The sequence below is a fragment of the Parafrigoribacterium soli genome (genome assembly GCF_040227235.1).
In the GTDB taxonomy this organism is placed as follows: domain Bacteria; phylum Actinomycetota; class Actinomycetes; order Actinomycetales; family Microbacteriaceae; genus Parafrigoribacterium_A; species Parafrigoribacterium_A soli.
In genome coordinates this window covers 218,579-238,740 of sequence record NZ_JBELNZ010000001.1, presented here as the reverse complement: position 1 = coordinate 238,740, position 20,162 = coordinate 218,579, and the positions used below count along the sequence as shown (strand labels likewise).

Sequence of the window (20,162 nt, the reverse complement as noted above, 5' to 3'; positions counted from 1 at the left end):
CCGTTTATCGCGGCGGCGCCCGCTCACACGGCAGCCGTCACGACACACGGCAGCCGCCGGCGCGGCGCCGCTTGATCTAAGCCGTACAGACGGATGACGGAGGCGCTGCCTACACTTGGTTCGTGGCAGAAATCAGCGGCGCAGCCGACTCCGAAACCGCGACCGAGCGTCTCACCCTGGAGCAGGCCGCCGCCGAGGGGGAGCGCCTCACCACGCGCATCCTCGAGCTGCGAGACGCATATTACGAGCGCAACGAAGTGCTCGTGAGCGACGCGGAATACGACCTCATGATCCGCAGGCTCGAGGAACTCGAGCGTCTGTTCCCCGAACTGCAGAGCCAGGATTCCCCCACCCAGACCGTGGGCGGCCGCGCTGATTCGACACTGTTCGCACCCGTGCGCCACGCCGAGCGCATGCTGAGCCTCGACAACGTCTTCTCCATCGAAGAATTCGAGGAGTGGGCGGCGAAGGTCGAGCGCAACTCCGGCCGCCGCGTCGACTACCTGTGTGAGCTCAAGATCGACGGTCTCGCCATCAACCTGCGCTACGAGAACGGTGTGCTGACGACCGCGGCAACGCGCGGTGACGGCGTCGTCGGTGAAGACGTGACCGAGAACATCGCGCACGTGAAGAGCATCCCGACCAGGCTGTCCGGCACGGGGCATCCGCCCATCGTTGAGGTTCGCGGCGAGGTATTCTTCGAGTCCGCGATCTTCGAACAGCTCAACGCCGATCAGGTCGCCGCAGGGGAGCGCGTGTTCGCAAATGCGCGGAACGCGGCATCCGGCAGCCTGCGTCAGGTCAAGGAGAAGAAGACCGAGGCACAGCTCGAGCGCATGTACCGTCGCCTCGGCCGGCTCAGCATGCTGGTGCACGGCATCGGCGCCTGGGCGAATCCACCCGTCGATTCGCAGTCCGCGACCTACGCGCTGCTGAAGGAGTGGGGCCTGCCGACGAGCAGCCACTACCGAGTCGTGAAGACGGCCAAGGAGGCCTCCGGGTTCATCGAGCACTACGGCGAGCACCGCGGCAGCGTCGAGCACGAGATCGACGGCATCGTCGTCAAGGTGGATGAGCTGGCGCTGCACGAGGAACTGGGCGCCACGAGCCGCGCCCCGCGCTGGGCCATCGCCTATAAATACCCGCCCGAGCAGGTCAACACGAAGCTGCTCGACATCGTCGTGAGCGTCGGCCGCACCGGTCGCGTGACCCCGTTCGCCGTGATGGAGAAGGTTCGCGTCGCGGGCAGCGAGGTGCGACAGGCCACGTTGCACAACCAGGACGTGGTCAAGGCCAAGGGCGTGCTGATCGGCGACACCGTCGTGCTGCGCAAGGCCGGCGACGTCATCCCCGAGGTACTCGGGCCGGTCGTCGAGTTGCGCGACGGGACCGAGCGGGAATTCGTGATGCCGACCCACTGCCCCGAGTGTGGCACGGCCCTCGCGCCGGCCAAGGAGGGCGACGTCGACCTGCGCTGTCCCAACGCCAGGAGCTGCCCGGCACAGGTTCGCGGCAGGGTCGAGCACGTCGGCAGCCGCGGCGCCCTCGACATCGAGGGCCTCGGCGAGGTCGGCGCGGCCGCTCTCACCCAGCCCGACTTCCCCGAGCAACCGCCACTCGTCACCGAGGCGGGCCTGTTCTCGCTCACCATGGCCGACATCTTCCCGATCCGCGTCACTGTGCGCGACACGGAAGACGGGCACCTGAAACTCAACCCCGATGGCACCCCGGATACCCAGTCGCCGTTCAAGCGCCAGCGCAAGAAGTCCGATCCCACCTTCGACCCCGAGGCTGCGGAGTTCGCGGGCGACGAGTTCTTTGTGCCGTCCACCGCGGCCACCAAGCTGCTCGCCGAACTCGAACTCGCCAAGTCGAAAGACCTGTGGCGCATGCTCGTCGCCCTCAGCATCCGTCACGTGGGCCCCGTCGCGGCGCGCGCGCTTGCCGCCTACTTCGGCTCGGTGGATGCGATCCGTTCAGCCTCAAGGGAGGAACTCGCGGCGGTCGACGGCGTCGGCGGCATCATCGCCGACGCCGTGCTCGACTGGTTCGCCGTCGACTGGCACGACGAGATCATCACGCGCTGGGCGGATGCCGGGGTGCAGTTCTCAATACCGGGTCACCCGGGCCCCGGGGCGGCCGCCGTCGGCGGCGGAGTGCTCGACGGGGTCACCGTGGTCGCCACCGGAAGCCTCGAGGGCTTCACCCGCGAGGGGGCGCTCGAGGCCATCATCGCGGCGGGCGGAAAGGCGGCATCGAGCGTCTCGAAGAAGACCGACTTCGTGGCGGCGGGGCCCGGCGCCGGCTCGAAGCTCGGCAAGGCAGAAGAACTCGGCGTCCGCATCATCGATGCTGCCCAGTTCGCGCTCCTGGTCTCCGAGGGTCCCGCAGCGCTCGACTAAGACGGCTGGAACAGCCCGTTCGCCCGCTCCGGAGCCGCGAAATATTTGCATATATTTCTCATGGAATTCCTAGGTGAGCGGTAACAACACCCCTATTATGGGGGTGCACGGATGTAGCGTTGCAGTGCCGTCCCCCCGCGGTGCTGGTGACGATCAGTTAGGCCGTAATGCTGTTCCTAGTCGCAGCTCTAGTTACCTCCCCTGGTGCCGTTAGTGGTGTCGCGGAGGCCTTCGGTGCGCATGAAATCGGGCAGCAGGTGGTCTCGGCTTCCGTCCCCGTACTTCCCGAGACTCTCGCTTCCGTCGCGGGGCTCACGCTCGGCGCGGCCGCGCCGCAGTCGGCCACGGGCGACGGCATCAACACGGTCTTCCCCTGGGCCATTCCGACCTCGGTCATGGGCACGCCAGCCGGTAATTCCGGGATGATCGTGCCCGACGCCGGCACGTCGAAGAATGGTGCGGCGCAGGCGGCTTCGGGCGCGGCGCGCGTCGATCTCGCCCTCCTCCCGCGGCTCACCGGGGTGCCCCTGCTCGATCAGCTCGCGCTCCTTCCGCGCAATGACCTTGCTCGTTTCATCGCCGAGAAGCCCAGCGCGCTGAAGCAACTCGTGGCAGACCCGCCGTCCGCGCGCGATGTCTCGGCATGGTGGGCATCTGCACCACCCGCGGGACGCAGGTCACTGGTCGCCACCGCGCCAACCCTTGTCGGCAACCTCTCCGGCGTGCCATTCGACGTGCGCAACAGCGCCAACCGCGACTCGCTCAAGCAGTCGATCGGCGAGATGAAGGCCTCCATGAAGGGGCTCGGTCGCGGCGAGATTGTGTCCGCGAGACTGCAGCTGCAGATGCTCGAAAAGGTTCGGGCTGCGCTGAAGCCTTCTCGAGACGGCCAGCCGAAGTCGCTTCTCACCTTCGATGCCACACAGTCCGGCCGTGCCGCGATCGCGGTCGGCGACGTCTCGACGGCCGACTACGTCAGCTACCTTGTGCCCGGCATGTTCTTCTCGGTCGACACGGCGCTGAACACCTGGACCAGGGTCGCGACCGAACTCAACGACGAGCAGTCGAAGTGGGTGTCCGTGCTCGCCGCATCCGACCCGACGATGAAGGGCAAGACCGTGGCGACGGTCGCCTGGATCGGCTACCAGACTCCCGGAATAACCGGTGTCACCTCGCTCGCCCTCGCCGATCAGGGCGCCGAGCTGATTGGCCACGCCATCGATGGCGTTCAGGCCGTGCGAGCCGGTTCCGAACCCTTCGTCACGGTCATCGGGCATTCCTACGGCTCAACGGCGGCGATGATCGAGCTTGCCAAGGGCGGCATGCACGTGGACGCGCTGGCGCTGATCGGCTCGCCGGGAAGCGCTGCCCAGTCGGCATCGGAGCTTGGCGTGCCGAACGGCAATGTGTTTGTGGGGGAGGCAGCGTGGGATCCGGTGGTCAACTCGGCGTTCTACGGCAGCGACCCGGGATCTGGCGCTTTCGGCGCCAACAGGATGAGTGTGGCTGGCGGCGTTGACCCGATCACGCATCACGCGTTGACAGCGTCTGCCGGCCACCTCGGTTACTTCGAACCGGGCTCGGAGTCGATGCGCAATCTCGCGCTCATCGGCCTGAACCGGGGCTCTCTGGTCACCCAGGGCACGACGATGGATGCGAGCCGCACGCTCGACTGACGCGTGTCGCGGTCGGCTCGGGCAGAAGGCGCGCGGCGGCCACCGGCTAGAATTGGGCCATTCCCGCCACGTATTGAGCACGGAGCCGCATGTCTGAAACCAGTCCTGATCCTGTTGAAGCGATCACCACCGAGCAGGTCGCGCATCTCGCGAACCTGGCACGGATCGCCCTCAGCCCGGAGGAGATCGAGAAGCTGACGGGTGAACTCGGTGTGATCATCGATTCGATCGCGAAGGTGTCCGAGGTGGCCACGGCCGATGTGCCGGCCACCAGCCACCCGATTAGGCTGGTCAACGTCTTCCGGCCCGATGTACCGGGCGAGACCCTCACGGCGGAACAGGCGCTTGCCGGTGCGCCAGAGCACGATGGGCAGCGCTTCAAGGTGTCCGCGATCCTGGGGGAGGAGCAGTGATGGGTGATCTGACGAGACTCTCTGCGGCCGAGCTCGGCGCGCGACTGCAGGCGCGGGAGGTCTCGAGCGTCGAGGTCACCCAGGCACACCTCGACCGCATCGCCGCGGTCGACGGTGACGTGCACGCCTTCCTGCACGTCTCATCCACCGCTCTCGAAGTGGCGGCGGATGTCGACGCACGTCGCGGGGACGGCGAACCGCTGGGTGCGCTCGCCGGGGTTCCGATCGCGATTAAGGACGTGCTCTGCACGATCGACATGCCGTCCACCGCCGGCTCGAAGATTCTCGAGGGCTGGGTGCCGCCCTACGACGCGACCGTCGTGCGCAAGCTTCGCGAGGCGCACCTCGTGCCGCTCGGCAAGACGAACATGGACGAGTTCGCCATGGGCTCCTCCACGGAGCACTCCGCGTTCGGCGCGACGCACAACCCGTGGGACCTCGATCGCATCCCCGGCGGCTCGGGCGGTGGCTCCGCGGCGGCCGTTGCGGCCTTCGAGGCACCTCTGGCCCTCGGTTCAGATACGGGCGGCTCGATCCGTCAGCCCGCGGCGGTCACCGGTTCCGTCGGCGTGAAGCCGACCTACGGTGGCGTCTCGCGTTACGGCGCGATCGCGCTCGCCTCCTCGCTCGACCAGGTTGGTCCCGTCACGCGCACGGTGCTCGACGCCGCGCTCCTGCACGACGTTATCGGCGGTCACGACCCGCGCGATTCCACCTCGCTCAAGGATGCCTGGCCCTCCTTCGCCGACGCGGCCCGCGAGGGCGCGCGCGACCGCTCGCTCAAGGGTGTGCGGGTCGGTGTGGTCAAGCAGCTGAACGGTGAGGGCTTCCAGGCGGGTGTGCGCAGTCGCTTCGCGGAGTCGCTAGAGGTGCTCGCGGATGCCGGGGCCGAGATCGTCGAGGTGAGCGCGCCGAACTTCGAGTATGCGATCGCCGCGTATTACCTGATCCTGCCAGCCGAGGCATCGAGCAACCTTGCCAAGTTCGACTCGGTGCGCTTCGGTCTGCGGGTGAACCCACCCGGCGGCGGAACGGTCGAGGATGTCATGGCCGCGACCCGCGAGGCCGGCTTCGGCCCAGAGGTCAAGCGCCGCGTGATCCTGGGCACCTACGCGCTGAGCGCCGGTTACTACGACGCCTACTATGGCAGCGCGCAGAAGGTGCGCACGCTCATCCAGCGCGACTTCGACGCGGCCTTCGAGCAGGCGGATGTGCTGATCAGCCCGGCCGCGCCGACCACGGCGTTCAAGCTGGGCGAGAAGCTCGAAGATCCGCTGGCCATGTACCTCAACGACGTGACGACGATTCCGGCGAACCTCGCCGGAGTGCCCGGAATGGGACTGCCCATGGGGCTTGCGCCGGAGGACGGGCTGCCCACGGGCATCCAGCTGATGGCGCCGGCTCGGGCGGACGTGCGGCTCTACTCGGTGGGCGCGGCCCTCGAGGCACTGCTCGAAGACAGGTGGGGGCACTCGCTGATCAGCCGGGCGCCCGAATTGAAGGTGGGTGCCTGATGGCCAAGGCAGAACTGATGGACTTCGACAAGGCGCTCGAACTGTTCGAGCCGGTGCTCGGCTTCGAGGTGCACGTGGAGCTCAGCACCCGCACCAAGATGTTCAGCGATGCGCCGAACTTCTTCGGTGGCGACCCGAACACCAACATCACGCCGGTCGACCTCGGCCTGCCGGGCTCGCTGCCGGTGGTCAACGAGCAGGCGATCCGCTACTCGATCAGCCTCGGCCTCGCGCTCGGCTGCGAGATCGCGCCGTCGAGTCGCTTCGCGCGCAAGAACTACTTCTACCCCGACCTCGCCAAGAACTACCAGATCAGCCAGTTCGATGAGCCGATCGCGCACGACGGCAACGTCGAGGTCGAGCTGCCGAACGGCAAGGTGTTCCAGGTGTCGATCGAGCGCGCGCACATGGAGGAGGACGCGGGCAAGCTCACCCACGTCGGCGGCGCAACCGGCCGCATCCAGGGTGCGGACTATTCGCTCGTCGACTACAACCGCGCCGGTGTGCCGCTCGTCGAGATCGTGACGAACATGATCACGGGCGCCGAGCACGACGCCCCCGAGCTCGCGAAGGCCTACGTGTCGACCATTCGCGACATCGTCGTCTCGCTCGGCATCTCCGAGGCGAAGATGGAGCGCGGCAACCTGCGCTGCGACGCCAACATCTCCCTCTCGCCGCGCGGTTCCGGCAAGCTCGGAACGCGCACCGAGACCAAGAACGTCAACAGCCTGCGCAGCGTCGAGCGCGCCATTCGCTACGAGATCCAGCGCCAGGCAGCGATCCTCGCCAAGGGTGGCACGATCACGCAGGAGACGCGCCACTGGCACGAGGACACCGGCGTCACCTCGGCTGGCCGGCCGAAGAGCGATGCCGATGACTACCGCTACTTCCCCGAGCCTGACCTGCTTCCGGTCGAGCCATCCGTGGCGCTCATTGAGGAACTGCGCGCCGCGCTGCCGGAGGCTCCGGCCATCCGTCGTCGCCGCCTCAAGGAGGCGTGGGGCTTCACCGATCTGGAGTTCCAGGATGTGCAGAACTCCGGATTACTCACCGAGATCGAGCAGACGGTCGCGGCCGGTGCCACCCCGGCCCAGGCGCGCAAGTGGTGGACCGGTGAGATCGCGAGGCTCGCGAACGTGGCCGGCGTAGACGCTGCATCCCTTGTCTCGGCGGAGCACGTGGCCGCGCTCATCGCTCTTCTTGATTCGGGTGAACTGACCGACCGCCTCGCACGTCAGGTGCTCGAGGGCGTCATCGCGGGGGAGGGCACTCCCTCGGAGGTCGTGGACAAGCGCGGGCTCAAGGTCGTATCGGACGACGGCGCCCTGATCGCCGCGATCGACGAGGCGCTTGCCGCCCAGCCTGACGTGCTGGAAAAGATCCGCGACGGCAAGGTGCAGGCCGCTGGTGCCGTGATCGGCGCCGTCATGAAGGCGATGAAGGGCACCGCGGACGCAGCGAGGGTGCGCGAACTGGTGCTGGAGCGCGCACAGCAGTAGGAGTCAGTCGAGCGCGACGCTGTTGCTCATGGGAACCCCTGCGCGGACACCGCGACGGGGAGAGACGCGCGGTGCGATCACGAGCGCGAGCACGCCGATTACGGCGGTGAAGGCGAACACCCCGGCGAAGGAGTTGTTCGCGAACACGAGACCCGTGAAGGCGAGCGCGAGCGCTCCTCCGAGGGAATCGGCGATCGTCAGCGCCGAGCTGTTGAACCCCTGGTTTCCTGGCGAGGAGAAGGCAAGCGTGAGCGTGCTCATGCGCGGATACATGAGCCCCATGCCACCGCCCGCAATCGCCCAGCCCACGATCGCAATCATGGGGTCGAGTCTGAACAGCGCCGTGACGAAGGCGATGAGGATCGCGACAATGACGAGTGCGCATCCGATGACCGTGCACGTTGCGTGGCGCATGGTCTCGCTCATTCGGCCCTGGAGCCACGAGGCTCCTGCCCAGGCGACGGCACCGAGGGTGAGCGCGAGGCCAGCGAGCTTCGCCGAGAACTGATAGTCCGCAATGAGCAGGTACGGCAGGTACACCTCCGCGCCGAAGTAGGTGGCCGCAGCGAGCCCGCGCAGCAGGATGACGCTCGGCAGTCCGCGTTTCGCACGCAGGGTCGCGCGCGGCAGCAGCGGGCGCACCGCCACGACCGCGAGCACGGCGGCCGCCACCGCCAGAACACCGCCGATCGTCGGGATGTCCGCGAGCAGGTCGAGCGCAAGCACGGATCCAGCGGCGATGACGGACCACACGATGCGGTCCGCGGCCCACGGCGCCAAGGGTGCGTCTCCGCGGCCCCGCTCGAGCCCACGCAGAGCGGGCACGATCATCCCTGTGGCGAGGAGAACGAGCCCGACGACTCCGAGAAACACCCAGTGCCAGCTCCAGGTCTCCGCAACGAAGCCCGCGGCAACCGGGCCGACGAGCGACGGGATGACCCAGGCCGCGGCGAACCCGGCAAAGATCGACGGATGCAACCTGGCCGGATACACGCGCGCCACCACGACGTAGAGCGCGACCGTCGTGCCGCCGCTGCCGAGACCCTGCAGAAGACGACCGCCCACGAGCATCGGCATCGTACTTGCCACGCCCGCGACGATGAGCCCCACCGTGAACAGCACGGTGGAGGTGTAGAGCGGAGTGACCGGTCCGATGCGATCGCACCAGTTGCCCACCACGACCATGCCGATGACACCGGTCGCGAGCGGCCCGGCGAAGGCGAGCGCGTAGAGGCTCGAGCCGTGGAGGTCGGCGCTGACGATCGGCATCACGGTCGTCACGGCGAGCGACTCGAAGGCGGAGAGAAAGACGAGAGCGCAGGAGCCGACGGTGACCCACAGGTACCCGCGACTGAACACACCGGGTAGCGGCTGTGTGGCTGGCGCTTCCGAAGGCATGCCTGCGAGACTACGGCGTGCCGCCGACGGAGCAAAGCTGGCAGGGTGCGGCTACTGCTTCTCCGACGTCGTCGGTCGAAGGCGCAGCTTGCGTAGCTGGCCGTCCTCCTTCAACTCGACCACGTTCTGCCTCGACTTCACGAAGTCGGTGAAGGTCTTGTAGCCGAGGGCCGACTCCTGGAACGAGGGGTCCATGCGCAGCATCTGGTTCTTCACCACCGAGCTCGTGATCCAGTCGACGTCTTCCTTCGATTGGGCCAGTCGCAGCGCTCGGCGCAGCAGGTCGGTCGCGGCCTTCACAGCCGCCGGCTTCGGGCCACCCTGCGCTGACTCGGATGGACCGGCCGCACGAGTCGCCCTGCGTCCCGCCTTGGCGGGCTCATAGCTTGCCTCGACCGCGGGCGCTTCCTGCGCGGCCTCGGCCTCGTCATCCTCGTCGTCCGTGACGCCTGGCAGCGCGTCGTAGTCGGCGAACTCGTCGCAGGCGGAGGCGAGGAATTTGCTTGTGGAACCGGCGACGCCGATGCCGACCACATAGCGCCCGAGCCGCTTGCAACGCTGGGCGAGCGCGATGTAGTCGGAGTCGCCCGCGACGATCACGACGTGGGTGATGTCAGGCAGGCGGAACAGGTCTTCGACGACGTCGACGGCGAGGCGGATGTCCGCGCCGTTCTTCGCTGGCCGGACCGCCGGGAAGAGCTGCACGAGTTCCACCGCGCGGTCCATGAGCTGATCGCGGTAGGCGGCGTTGACCTCGATCGACCAGTCTGCGTAGGCACGACTGACCGTGATCGAGCCGAACGAGGAGGCGAAGTCGAGCACCGCCCCGAGATCGACCCGCGCTTCGGCCAGTCGAGCCGCCAGCGCCGGGTCGGCGCGCAGCGACTCCTGGGTTATCTCGCGCAGGCTGTCCTGCCTGCCGCGACCGCGCTTGTGCTTCTGGTCGTAGCGGGAGATGACGATGTTGTCGAAGTCGATGTAGACCGCGACGCGTCCTTCTGATTCTTCTGGCATCCGGAACTCGTCTCGTTGGTCGTTACTCACAGTCTTACCGGTGGGCTGAGCCGGTGCAAACGTGCCACGCGCCTTCAGCGCCGTTCGATCGCCCTCAGGCGCACGTCGCGGAGTTCGCCTGCATCGGCGACGGCGGTGAGGTACGTGCACGTCGGCTGCCTGCGGCGGTCGGTGGGGGAGCCCGGGTTCAGCAGGCGCAGCCCGCGCGGGGTGACCGTGTCCCAGGGGATGTGGCTGTGGCCGAAGACGAGCACGTCGGCGTCTGGATAGGCGAGTTCGCAGCGGGCCTCGCGACCGGCCGCCGCGCCCGTTTCGTGGACAACGGCACAGCGGATGCCGTCGATCGTCTCGCGGGCGACCTCCGGCAATCTCGCCCGCAGTTCCGCGTCGTCGTTGTTGCCCCACACTCCGAGGACGCGAGCGTCGCGTGCGTCGAGCTCGTCGAGCAGCGAGGCCTCGACCCAGTCGCCCGCGTGCACGACAACATCCGCTTTCTCGACCTCGCGCCACACCTCGTCGGGCAGGCGCCGCGCACGTTTGGGCACGTGCGTGTCCGCCAGCATGAGCAGTCGGGTCGGCATTCTCTTATGCTCGCTTCCGCACGGGCACCGCGCAACCGTGGGCTGGGAACGATAATCAGGCGCGTGCTGTTGACTTGACAGGAGCCGGTGCATGCCGGCCGAGCGCCAACACGAAAGCCTGTAGATGACCATCGCACTCTCCATCCTCGACCTCGCCCCTATTGCCGAGGGGCAGACCGCGAAGGACAGCTTTGAGTCGAGCATCGCTCTCGCGAGAGCCGCGGAAGAGCATGGCTACACGCGCGTCTGGTATGCCGAGCACCACAACATGCCGACGATCGCATCCTCGGCCACGAGTGTTCTGATCGGTCATGTGGCCGCGCACACCTCGACCATCCGCCTGGGTGCGGGGGGCGTCATGCTGCCGAACCACGCGCCGCTGACCATTGCAGAACAGTTCGGCACGCTCGAGAGCATGTTCCCCGGCCGCATCGACCTGGGTCTCGGCCGGGCGCCGGGCAGCGACCAGAACACCATGCGCGCGATGCGTCGCAATCCCGCCTCTGCAGACGAGTTCCCGCAGGACGTGCTCGAGCTGCAGGGCTACCTGCGCGGGCAGTCCGTGATCCCGGGAGTGCGCGCGGTTCCCGGTGCGGGCACGAACGTGCCGCTGTACATCCTCGGCTCGTCTCTCTTCGGCGCAACCCTCGCGGCCGCCCTCGGGCTGCCCTATGCCTTTGCCTCGCACTTCGCGCCCGACGCCCTGTTCGAGGCCGTCGAGACCTACCGGCGGGACTTCCAGCCGTCCGAACAGCTCGCCGAGCCGTACGTGATCGCCGGGGTCAACGTGATCGCCGCAGACGACGGGGCGGATGCGGTGCGCCAGTTCGAGACGACGCGCAGGGCGCGGGTGCGCGGCATGATCTCGCGCGGCCCCGTGGCCGTGGAGCTCGGCGGCGCGAGCCAAGCCACGCCGAACTACAGCGACGACGAGATCGACGCCTTTCTCACCACGCCGCAGGGTCGTCAGATCGCGAACATGATGCGGTACTCCGCGGTCGGCACAGCGGATGAGGTGCGCGACTTCCTGCAGAACTTCGCGGCCTCCGCGCGAGCGGATGAACTCATCATCGCCCACCAGTCACCGCTCATCGCCGACAGGTTGCGCTCGGTCGAACTGACCGCGAGCGCGATGGGACTCGCGTAGTCATCGCGGCACGCCGTCGACTCGGGTAGCGTGTTTCGGAGCAGAATCCGCAGCACACAGGGGGCCACATGTCCGACGCTACGCACTCAGATGGCGTGCAATCCGATCTCGCGCAGGTTGATGCGCTGATCGATCCGCAGGAGTTCGAGGCGGTGGTGTCCGAGTCGAAACTCATCCCGGCCGGGCCGTTCGACACAGTGCGGTCCGCCGACGGCACGCTCATCGCCTACGAGCGCGCGGGGAGCGGACCCGCGCTCATCCTGATCGGTGGGGCGTTCAGCGTCAGACAGGGCGGCTACGGCCTGAGGGACGTGCTCGCCGACCGCTTCACCGTGTACGAGGTGGATCGGCGCGGTCGCGGCGACAGCACCGATACGCAGCCGTACAGCGTGGAACGCGAGATAGAAGACATCGCCGCCCTCGTTGCCGTCGCGGGTGCCGATCGCAGGCCGGTCTACGTCTACGGACACTCCTCCGGCGGCATCCTCTCGCTCGAGGCTGCGGCACGCGGCCTGCCGATAGAGCGACTGGCCGTCTACGAGCCACCATTCACCTACGACCCCGCTGACCCAGAGCAGGGTGAGCCGGAGGGGCAGGCTGTGCTGGCCGCGCTCGACGCGGGCGACCATGACGCCGCGGTTGAGGCGTTCATGCGACTCACCGGCGCGGACGACAGCGTCATCGCCTGGACACGCCAGGCTGCCTACTGGCCGGGTATGGTCGCCATCGCCCCGACGACCGCGTATGACCTCGCCGTGACGGGCGATCGCCGGGTGTCGGTGGAGCGACTCGGTCGTATCTCGATTCCCGTGCTCGTGCTCGATGGTGGTGCGAGCGCCGTCTGGGCGGGTCGCGCTTCGGACGCTGTCGTCGCCGCCGTTCCGGATGCTCGGCGTTATACCGTGGAGGAGCAGGCCCACGGAGCGGCAGCGGATGTTCTCGCGCCGATACTGACCGAGTTCTTCCTCGGGGCCTGAAGGGTGTCTGAGGCACGAACGACCGACACGGTGCAGAGGTGGGTCGCCCGCGCGTTCGGTGGACTCGACGTGCTCGCCTTCGAGACAGCGGAACTCAGGGCGCCCAGTCACGGCGAGGTCACCATCGAGGTGCGCGCGGCCGGCATGAATCCCGCCGACTACAAGCACATCCGAACCGGTGACCCCGCGAACCTGCCTGTGCCCATCGGCTACGAGGTGGCCGGCCGAGTCACGGCGGTGGGTCCCGGCAACGAGAGCGGCACCGTTGCGGTCAGCGATGAAGTGCTCGCCTTCCGCATTCGGGGCGGCTACGCGTCCAGTGTCAACGTCCCCGCGAAGGACGTGTTCCCCAAGCCGGCGAGCCTCGGATGGCCCGAGGCCGCGAACCTGCTGCTGGCGGGCACGACCGCGGCAGACGCCCTGCGGGTCACCGACGTGCGGGCGGGGGAGATGGTGCTCGTTCATGGCGCGTCCGGGGCCGTCGGGGTCAGCGCCATCCAGCAGGCGAAGATGCTCGGCGCTCGCGTGATCGGTACCGCGAGCGAGAAGAACTTCGGGCTGCTCGAGCGCTTCGGCGCCGAACCGGTGAGCTACGGCGACGGACTTGAGCAACGAGTGCGCGCTCTCGCGCCCGAAGGGGTGGACGTCGCGCTCGACACCGTCGGCACCGACGAGGCCGTGGATGTCTCGCTCGCGCTCGTGAAGGACCGCGCACGCATCGTGACGACCGCGGCGCAGCAGCGCGCCAGCGGATCCGGGCTCAAGCTCGTCAGCGGGCCGGAGAGCACGGCCTACCGCGATTCGGTGCGGGGCCGGCTCATCGAGCTGGCCGCCGAGGGGCGACTCGTCGTGCCCGTGGCGCGCACCTTCCCGCTGTCCGACGCGCTCGAGGCGCTGCGCCTCCTTCAGGACGGACATCCGGGCGGAAAGCTCGCGCTCATCCCCTGAGACGGCCGAAGTCGCTGCCACCCCGTAGCCTGATGTGGTGTCGATTCCCACGCTGAAGCCTCGCCTGTCCCGCGAGGTCATCGTGCTCGGCATCATCGCCTTCTTCGTCATGGTCGGATTCGGCGTCGTGATCCCCGTGCTGCCCGTGTTCGTGCGCAGTTTCCACGTGGGATATACCGAGGTCGGCGCGGTCGTCTCGGCGTTCGCACTCATGCGCCTCGCCGTGAGCCCCTTCGTGGGAAAGCTCATCGATTGGATCGGTGAGCGCACCATCCTCGCGATCGGCATCGGTATCGTCGCCGTCTCGAGCGCGATGGTGGGCCTCGCACAGACCTACGTCGAGGTGCTGGTGCTGCGGGGCGCCGGAGGCATCGGCTCGGCGATGTTCTCGATCTCGGCGATGACGCTGCTGCTCGGCACCACCGCGCCATCGATGCGCGGTCGCGCCGTCGGGTTCTACCAGGGCGGCTTCCTCATCGGCGGCATGGCGGGGCCGGCGATCGGGGGAGTGCTCGCCATCATCTCGCTGCGCGCCCCGTTCTTCTTCTACGCCGCCACCCTCGTCATCGCCGGCGTCGTCGGGCTCGCCTTCCTGCGGCCGGTGTCGAAGCACAAGAACGACGGCAGTACGGATGTTGCCCCGGCAATTCCATTCCGCGTCGTGATCCTCGACCGTCGATTCCGAGCCGCGTGCTTGGCCAACTTCGCCTCCGGCTGGGCATCTCTCGGCGTGCGCAGCGCGCTCATCCCGGTGCTCGTGGTGGAGATGCTGCACAAGCCCGAACTGTGGACCGGCATCGCCTTCGCCATCGCCGCCGTCGCACAAACCCTCGCGCTCGGGCCCGCTGGCACCTTCGTCGACAAGATCGGCCGCAGGCCCGCCATCGTCGGTGCCCATGCGCTCGGCGCCGCGATGCTGCTCGCGATGCCTTTCGTCGGCGACATCTGGACCCTCATCGTCCTCCTCTGCGTCTACGGCATCGCGGCGGCCTTCATGGGCACGGCGCCTGCCGCCGCTGTGGGCGATGCCGGCGGTCGCAGCGGCCAGCCCGTCGCCATCTTCTCGGCCTTCTCCGACCTCGGTGCGGTCGTCGGTCCTCTCGTTGCAGGTGCCCTGGTCGACTCGATCTCGTTCCCGGCGGCCTTCGGTTCCGGTGTCGTGCTGATGCTCGCGGCATCCCTCTACGCCCTGCGGATGCCGCGCGAGCGTCGAGGCAACGCCACCGCCGTCCAGGGCAGCACATCCTGATAAGTTCGCAGTGAAGCACGCATCTATCGAGGAGGCCGCGTGACGAACTTCGATCTTTCCACCCTGCCACCGGCGGTTCTCATCGGGCTCGGGGTGCTGCTGCTCGCGGAGGTGACCCTCGCCGTGATCGCGCTCGTCAGCCTGGTGCGGCGGCCGGTGGAACAGGTCGCGCTCGGTAATAAGTGGGTGTGGGTCGCGATCATCATCCTGTTGAACGTGATCGGCCCCATCCTGTACTTCGCGATCGGGCGGAAGGCCGCCGCGCCGGTCGAAGGCCCGGCTCAGAGCGCAGCGAGCAACCCCGAGGGCATCGCGGACCGCCTCTATGGGCGTCGCGACGACGAGAATCACCCGTGACCCCAGCGATCAGGGCGACCGGCCTGACCAAGTCCTACGGCCAGAAGCGCGCGCTCGACGCGATCGACCTCTCGGTGGAGGAGGGTTCGATCTTCGGCTTCCTCGGACCGAACGGCGCCGGCAAGACCACGATGCTGCGCCTCATGACCGGGCTCGCGAGACCCACCGCGGGCTCCATCGAGGTGCTCGGTCAGAACGTCGCCGCCGCCGGCAACGTCGTGCGCGCGCAGATCGGGTTTCTGCCCGATGTGCCCGCCTTCTATGAGTGGATGACGGCGGAGGACTTCCTGCGCTTCACCGGCGGTCTCTTCGGCATCTCCGGTTCCCTCCTGACCGAACGCACCGCCATGCTGCTCGATCTCGCCGGCCTCAGCGACGTCGGCTCCAGGATCGGCGGCTACTCCCGTGGCATGAAGCAGCGACTCGGTGTGGCCCAGGCGCTGATCAACGCCCCGCGGCTGCTCCTGCTCGATGAGCCGACGAGCGCGCTCGATCCGATGGGTCGCAAGGACGTGCTCGACATGATCGTCTCTCTGCGCGGGCGCACGACGGTGTTCTTCTCCACGCACATCCTCGGCGACGTCGAGCGCGTCTGCGACTCGGTCGCCATTCTCGACCACGGCCGCGTCGTGGCGCAGGCGGGCATCGACGAGTTGAAGCAGCGCTACGGCAAGCAGAAGGTGCTGATCGAGGTCACCGAGCGCGCTGACGACCTTGCCGCAGCCATCGCGCTGCGAGACTGGGCGGCATCCGTCACTCGGGGTTCGCACGGCTCGATCGAGGTGACCGTGACGGATGTCGCTGCCGCCCAACGCGAACTCCCCACGATGGTCAGCGCACTCGGCGCCGGCCTGTCCAGAATGGACGCCGGCGAGGTGGGCCTCGAAGAGGTCTTCGTCGAACTCGTCGGAGGCGGTGCGTCGTGAACGGCTACGGCATCTTCGCCCGCAAGGAGCTGAGCGAGATCCTGCGCACCTGGCGCATCTGGGTGCTGCCCGCGATCATCGTGTTCTTCGCGCTGAGCGGGCCGGTGCTCGCCCGCTTCACTCCCGAGATCATCGGGGCTCTCGCGGGCAGCCAGCTCGGTCACATGGAGATCCCGACCCCCAGCTACCTCGACGCATACTCCGGCTGGGTCAAGAATCTCTCGCAGATCACCCTGTTCGCGCTCATCATCATCTACGGCGGCATCGTCTCCTCAGAGACGAAGAGCGGCACGGCCATCCTTGTGCTCACGAAGCCCGTCTCGCGCAGCGCCTTCGTCGTCGTGAAGGCCGTCGTGCACTCGGTGTTCGTCGCGGTCCTCGTGGTGGTCGGAACGCTGCTCACCTGGGCGGTCACGGCGATCGTCTTCGGCACGGCGCCGGGTGGGCCACTGTGGTCGGCGGCGGGAGTCTGGCTCGTCTACGGCGTGCTGTTCGTCGCGCTGATGACGCTGTTCTCGGTGCTCATCCCGTCGGCCGCGGGAGCGGCCGGTGCGGGGATCGGCGCCTACGTGCTGCTCTCGATCGCGTCGATCTGGAAGCCGCTCAGCGAGTACTCTCCGGCGGGGCTGCCCGGCCAGGCGGCATCCCTCGCGGCGCACACCACAACACCGTCGTCACTGTGGCCGGTCACCACGTCGCTCGCGCTCTGGATCGTGCTCGTCGCGCTCGCGGCCGTGCTGTTCCGGCGCAAGGAACTGTAACCGGCGCCTCCGGAGCACCTCAGGGCAGCCGAAAGTCCCCTGTACCCGGCGGCGCGCTGACTCCGCCGTGAGCGAATACTCTGGCCGGTGTATGGGGCTCACCCATCCGGTGTTGTAGCGTCGAAGCCATGCGTGCACTGCACAGGCGGATGCTCATGGTCTCGACCATGCTCTTCGTCGCGCTCGCCGTCGCGCAGGGTGGGCAGACCGGCGTTCTCATCGCAAGCATTGCCGCCGTCGCGATCGCCGGTATCGTCGCCGTGCGCTACGCCGCTCTCGTGGCCGGCTCGCGCGAGCTCGTGGTCGGCAGGCGCGCCCACGCCCACCGGGAAGCGCTCAGCGGCATGCCCGCACCATCGCATCCGGCGACTGCTGGGCGCCCGCGTACGAGAGCACCCTCGCGGTCGATCCCGGCCGCGCGACAGTTCAACTCGCCCCAGCCTTCCCTCTGATTCAGCCTTCCCTCTGATTCAGTCCGGGAAGCGGGGGAGCGGAGACCGCGTGGCCACACGGCCACCCATCCGCTCTCACCGCAAGGACTCAATTCGTGGACCTCTTCGCCCTTCCTCCCGTCGCCGCTGTCTTCGACGCCGCCTACGCGCTCGTTCAAGGCCTGGCCACACTGTTCAACCCCATCGCAGGCACCGCGAGTGCCGCGGTGGCGATCGTCGCGCTCACCATGATCGTGCGCGCGGCACTCATCCCCGTCGGCGCCTCGCAGGTGAAGGCAGAGTGGGTTCGCCGCAGGCTCGCGCCCAGGCTGCAGGCACTCCAGCGCAAGTACAAGAAGAACCCGCAGCTGCTGCAGGAGAAGACCCTCGCGCTCTATCGGGCCGAGAAGACCTCCCCGTTTGCCGGGATGCTGCCGACGCTCGCCCAGGCGCCGGTGCTGTCGCTCGTGTACGCGCTCTTTCTTCGCGGCACCGTCGACGGACACGACAACGCGCTGCTCGGTGAGCACCTCTTCGGCGTGCCCCTCGGAACCTCGTTCGCGCACCTCGTCTCGGGGAGCGTCGGCGGCTCCGGCGTGCTGCTCTACGCGGCACTCTTCGCGATCATGGCGACGACGGCCTGGTTCTCGCGCCGAACCGCACAGCGGCTCGCTCGTCCCGTACAGCCGACGGATGCCGCGGCGCCGCTCGCGGGACTCGCCGGCATCCTGAGCTGGTTGCCCTTCATGACCGTGGTGTTCGCCGCGTTCGTGCCGCTGGCCGCGGCGCTCTACCTTGTCACGACGACGGCGTGGACGCTCCTCGAACGCGCGGTGCTGCGCCGCAGGTACTGGCGGGAACCGGCCGTGGAGGCGTAGGAGCGCGTGCCCATCGCCGCGCGCAGCGCGTTCGCGTGGAGCGTCGACGCGTGTACCGAACGGTTCACGGCATGCTGTAGCGTGTGGACATGACCTTTGCTCCATTCGCGCGACGCTGGGCCATTCTGATCGTCGGGAGCATCTTCTTCCTGGCTGGTCTCGCTATTCTCGTCAGTGGCTCGACGCTCGCATTCGGCTGGGCCTCGTACGCGCCGCTGTCGGGAATGGCCTTCTATCCGGGGCTTCCGGCATCGGAATCCATGCTGCACGGCGCGGCGCTCTCGCCCGCTCGCTACGCGAGTTTCAGCGGTCAGATCTCGATCACGCTGGGGATCGCTCTCATCGCGGGCTGGACCGGATACGTCTTCGGCAAGAGGGCACGTCACGCACCGGCGATCGAGCACGAGCCGACGATGTTGAGCAACCAGTACTGAGCAAGCAGTACCGAGCGCTCGGGCACACACCCAACGGGGTCAGCGCGCGACGACGGCCTCGGTCGCCGCGGGTTTGCGGATGAAGAACGCTACAGGGATGGCGAACAGCGAGATGATCGCGCCGTAGATGAAAGCCGAGTGGATTCCGCCCGCGGTCGCGGCCGACTGGGACGCGTTCTCGGCGAGCAGTCCGGTAGCCTGTGCGGTCATCACGGTGACGAAGAGGGCGGTGCCCGCGGCACCCGCCACCTGCTGGATCGTTCCGAGGATGGCGCTGCCGTGCGAGTAGAGCTCCGGCTTGAGCGCGGCGAGACCGGCGGTGAACAGCGGTGTGAAGAGCAGCGCGAGGCCGAGGCTCAGCGCGACGTGCGCCACGAGCACCCACCAGAAGGACGTGCGTTCGCCCAGGAGGGTGAGTGACCAGAGCACGGCACTGACGATGATGGCACCGGGCACGACGAGCGGGGAAGGCCCGAAGCGGTCATAGAGCCGTCCCACGAACGGGGCGAGAATGCCCATCAGGAGGCCGCCGGGCAGCAGCAGGAGTCCGGTGGCGAGCACATCCAGCCCGAGCACGTTCTGGGTATAGATCGGCAGCAGGATGATCGTGCCGAAGAGCGCGACCATGCTGATCGCGATCATCCCGATGGCGTAGCTGAAGTTCGAGGCGCGGAAGGTGCGCAGGTCGAGAAGCGCCTCGTCGCGCCGTTGCAGCCGAAGCTGCCGGTAGATGAACAGCGCGAGCCCCACCGCACCGACGGCGAGCGGCAGCCATCCAGACACGGTCGTGATTCCGCTTCCGGGGCTGCCGAGGTTGCTGAGCCCGTACACGATGCCGCCGAAGCCGAATGCCGACAGGATGACGGACAGCACGTCGATGGGGGTCACCCGCGGCTCGGTGACATTGGGAACGCGCACCGCCCCGACGACGAGCGCGGTGATCGCGATCGGCAACACGAGGATGAACATCCAGCGCCAGTCGAGCACGTTGAGGATGAAGCCGGAAATGGTCGGTCCGATCGCCGGTGCGACCGAGATCACGATCGAGATGTTGCCCATGGTGCGTCCGCGAGAGTGCTCCGGCACCAGCGTCATCACGGTCGTGAACAGGAGTGGCACCATGATCGCGGTGCCGGTGGCCTGCACGACGCGTGCAACCAGCAGAACCTCGAAGCCCGGGGCAACGGCGGCGATGAGCGTGCCTGCACTGAACAGCGTCATGGCGGCGATGAAGACGGGCCGGGTATGAAAGCGCTGCAGCAGGAACCCGGTGATCGGGATGACCACGGCCATGGTGAGCATGAATGCGGTGGTGAGCCACTGGGCCGCGGACGCCGAGATCGACAGGTCTCGCATGAGGTGCGGCAGAGCCACGCCCATGAGCGTCTCATTCAGGATGACAACGAAGGTCGAGACGAGAAGGAGCGTGATGACGAGGCGGTTGCGCGATTCCCGTGCCTCCGTGGCGGAGACCGATCCGGTGGCGGTGGGTGCTGAGGTAGCTGGCGTGGATGGCGCGGAGGTGGCGGACGTGTTCTCGGTCATGTGAGTCCTGTC

At 67.8% G+C, this 20,162-nt stretch carries 19 protein-coding genes; 15 read left to right on the top strand and 4 right to left on the bottom strand.

Translation table 11 applies throughout. The features are described 5' to 3' along the window. The first annotated feature begins 131 nt into the window (after positions 1–131). The 5 genes from ligA (at position 132) to gatB (ending at position 7,504) form a co-directional block, all read left to right on the top strand. A complete protein-coding gene (gene ligA, locus ABUA37_RS01190; RefSeq protein WP_349897871.1) occupies positions 132–2,402 on the top strand; it encodes an NAD-dependent DNA ligase LigA in 2,271 nt (756 codons plus the stop codon). Between the two features lie 257 nt (positions 2,403–2,659). Next, positions 2,660–4,078, top strand: a complete 1,419-nt coding sequence (locus ABUA37_RS01185; protein WP_349897279.1) for an alpha/beta hydrolase — start codon at positions 2,660–2,662, stop codon at positions 4,076–4,078. 89 nt (positions 4,079–4,167) lie between these two features. Further along, positions 4,168–4,491 carry an Asp-tRNA(Asn)/Glu-tRNA(Gln) amidotransferase subunit GatC gene (gatC, locus tag ABUA37_RS01180; protein ID WP_349897278.1) on the top strand — a complete coding sequence of 108 codons (324 nt, stop codon included), beginning with the start codon at positions 4,168–4,170 and terminating at the stop codon, positions 4,489–4,491. Beyond that, the gene (gene gatA / locus ABUA37_RS01175; RefSeq protein WP_349897277.1) at positions 4,491–6,005 is read left to right on the top strand and encodes an Asp-tRNA(Asn)/Glu-tRNA(Gln) amidotransferase subunit GatA; all 1,515 of its coding nucleotides are present in this window, start codon (positions 4,491–4,493) and stop codon (positions 6,003–6,005) included. The genes gatC and gatA overlap by 1 nt, the downstream gene beginning before the upstream one ends. Further along, positions 6,005–7,504, top strand: coding sequence for an Asp-tRNA(Asn)/Glu-tRNA(Gln) amidotransferase subunit GatB (gene gatB, locus ABUA37_RS01170; protein ID WP_349897276.1), 1,500 nt, complete (start codon positions 6,005–6,007; stop codon positions 7,502–7,504). The genes gatA and gatB overlap by 1 nt, the downstream gene beginning before the upstream one ends. A gap of 3 nt (positions 7,505–7,507) precedes the next feature. On the opposite strand, the gene ABUA37_RS01165 is transcribed toward gatB, so the two are convergent. The 3 genes from ABUA37_RS01165 to ABUA37_RS01155 all read right to left on the bottom strand — a co-directional run bounded on the left by ABUA37_RS01165 (position 7,508) and on the right by ABUA37_RS01155 (position 10,497). Beyond that, positions 7,508–8,902, bottom strand: coding sequence for an MFS transporter (locus tag ABUA37_RS01165; RefSeq protein WP_349897275.1), 1,395 nt, complete (start codon positions 8,900–8,902; stop codon positions 7,508–7,510). Positions 8,903–8,953: 51 nt separating this feature from the next. Beyond that, positions 8,954–9,916, bottom strand: a complete 963-nt coding sequence (locus ABUA37_RS01160) for an NYN domain-containing protein (RefSeq protein WP_349897274.1) — start codon at positions 9,914–9,916, stop codon at positions 8,954–8,956. 74 nt (positions 9,917–9,990) lie between these two features. Further along, a complete protein-coding gene (locus ABUA37_RS01155; RefSeq protein ID WP_349897273.1) occupies positions 9,991–10,497 on the bottom strand; it encodes a metallophosphoesterase family protein in 507 nt (168 codons plus the stop codon). Positions 10,498–10,621: 124 nt separating this feature from the next. On the opposite strand from ABUA37_RS01155, the gene ABUA37_RS01150 reads away from it, so the two are divergent. From ABUA37_RS01150 to ABUA37_RS01105, 10 genes are all read left to right on the top strand, one after another. Further along, entirely contained in the window at positions 10,622–11,644 is a 1,023-nt protein-coding gene (locus ABUA37_RS01150) for an LLM class flavin-dependent oxidoreductase (RefSeq protein ID WP_349897272.1), read from the top strand. 68 nt (positions 11,645–11,712) lie between these two features. Continuing rightward, on the top strand, positions 11,713–12,621 hold the full coding sequence (locus ABUA37_RS01145) for an alpha/beta fold hydrolase (RefSeq protein WP_349897271.1): 909 nt from the start codon (positions 11,713–11,715) through the stop codon (positions 12,619–12,621). A gap of 3 nt (positions 12,622–12,624) precedes the next feature. After that, positions 12,625–13,569: an NADP-dependent oxidoreductase gene (locus tag ABUA37_RS01140; RefSeq protein WP_349897270.1), complete on the top strand. Its 945-nt coding sequence runs from the start codon at positions 12,625–12,627 to the stop codon at positions 13,567–13,569. Between the two features lie 37 nt (positions 13,570–13,606). Continuing rightward, complete coding sequence (locus tag ABUA37_RS01135) at positions 13,607–14,818, top strand: MFS transporter (protein WP_349897269.1); 1,212 nt, start codon at positions 13,607–13,609, stop codon at positions 14,816–14,818. Between the two features lie 39 nt (positions 14,819–14,857). Then, the gene (locus ABUA37_RS01130; protein WP_349897268.1) at positions 14,858–15,175 is read left to right on the top strand and encodes a PLD nuclease N-terminal domain-containing protein; all 318 of its coding nucleotides are present in this window, start codon (positions 14,858–14,860) and stop codon (positions 15,173–15,175) included. Further along, positions 15,172–16,101, top strand: a complete 930-nt coding sequence (locus ABUA37_RS01125; protein WP_349897267.1) for an ABC transporter ATP-binding protein — start codon at positions 15,172–15,174, stop codon at positions 16,099–16,101. Before ABUA37_RS01130 ends, ABUA37_RS01125 begins: the two co-directional genes overlap by 4 nt. Beyond that, positions 16,098–16,862, top strand: coding sequence for an ABC transporter permease (locus ABUA37_RS01120; RefSeq protein WP_349897266.1), 765 nt, complete (start codon positions 16,098–16,100; stop codon positions 16,860–16,862). The genes ABUA37_RS01125 and ABUA37_RS01120 overlap by 4 nt, the downstream gene beginning before the upstream one ends. 128 nt (positions 16,863–16,990) lie before the next feature. Beyond that, positions 16,991–17,314: a hypothetical protein gene (locus ABUA37_RS01115; protein WP_349897265.1), complete on the top strand. Its 324-nt coding sequence runs from the start codon at positions 16,991–16,993 to the stop codon at positions 17,312–17,314. Between the two features lie 95 nt (positions 17,315–17,409). Beyond that, a complete protein-coding gene (locus ABUA37_RS01110) occupies positions 17,410–18,171 on the top strand; it encodes a YidC/Oxa1 family membrane protein insertase (RefSeq protein WP_349897263.1) in 762 nt (253 codons plus the stop codon). Positions 18,172–18,260: 89 nt separating this feature from the next. Further along, positions 18,261–18,605 (top strand): hypothetical protein, encoded by a 345-nt coding sequence (locus tag ABUA37_RS01105; protein WP_349897262.1) that lies wholly within the window; start codon positions 18,261–18,263, stop codon positions 18,603–18,605. A 39-nt stretch (positions 18,606–18,644) separates the two neighbouring features. Here ABUA37_RS01105 and ABUA37_RS01100 read toward each other — a convergent pair whose 3' ends face one another. Continuing rightward, positions 18,645–20,150 (bottom strand): MDR family MFS transporter, encoded by a 1,506-nt coding sequence (locus tag ABUA37_RS01100; RefSeq protein ID WP_349897261.1) that lies wholly within the window; start codon positions 20,148–20,150, stop codon positions 18,645–18,647. Positions 20,151–20,162 lie beyond the last annotated feature (12 nt).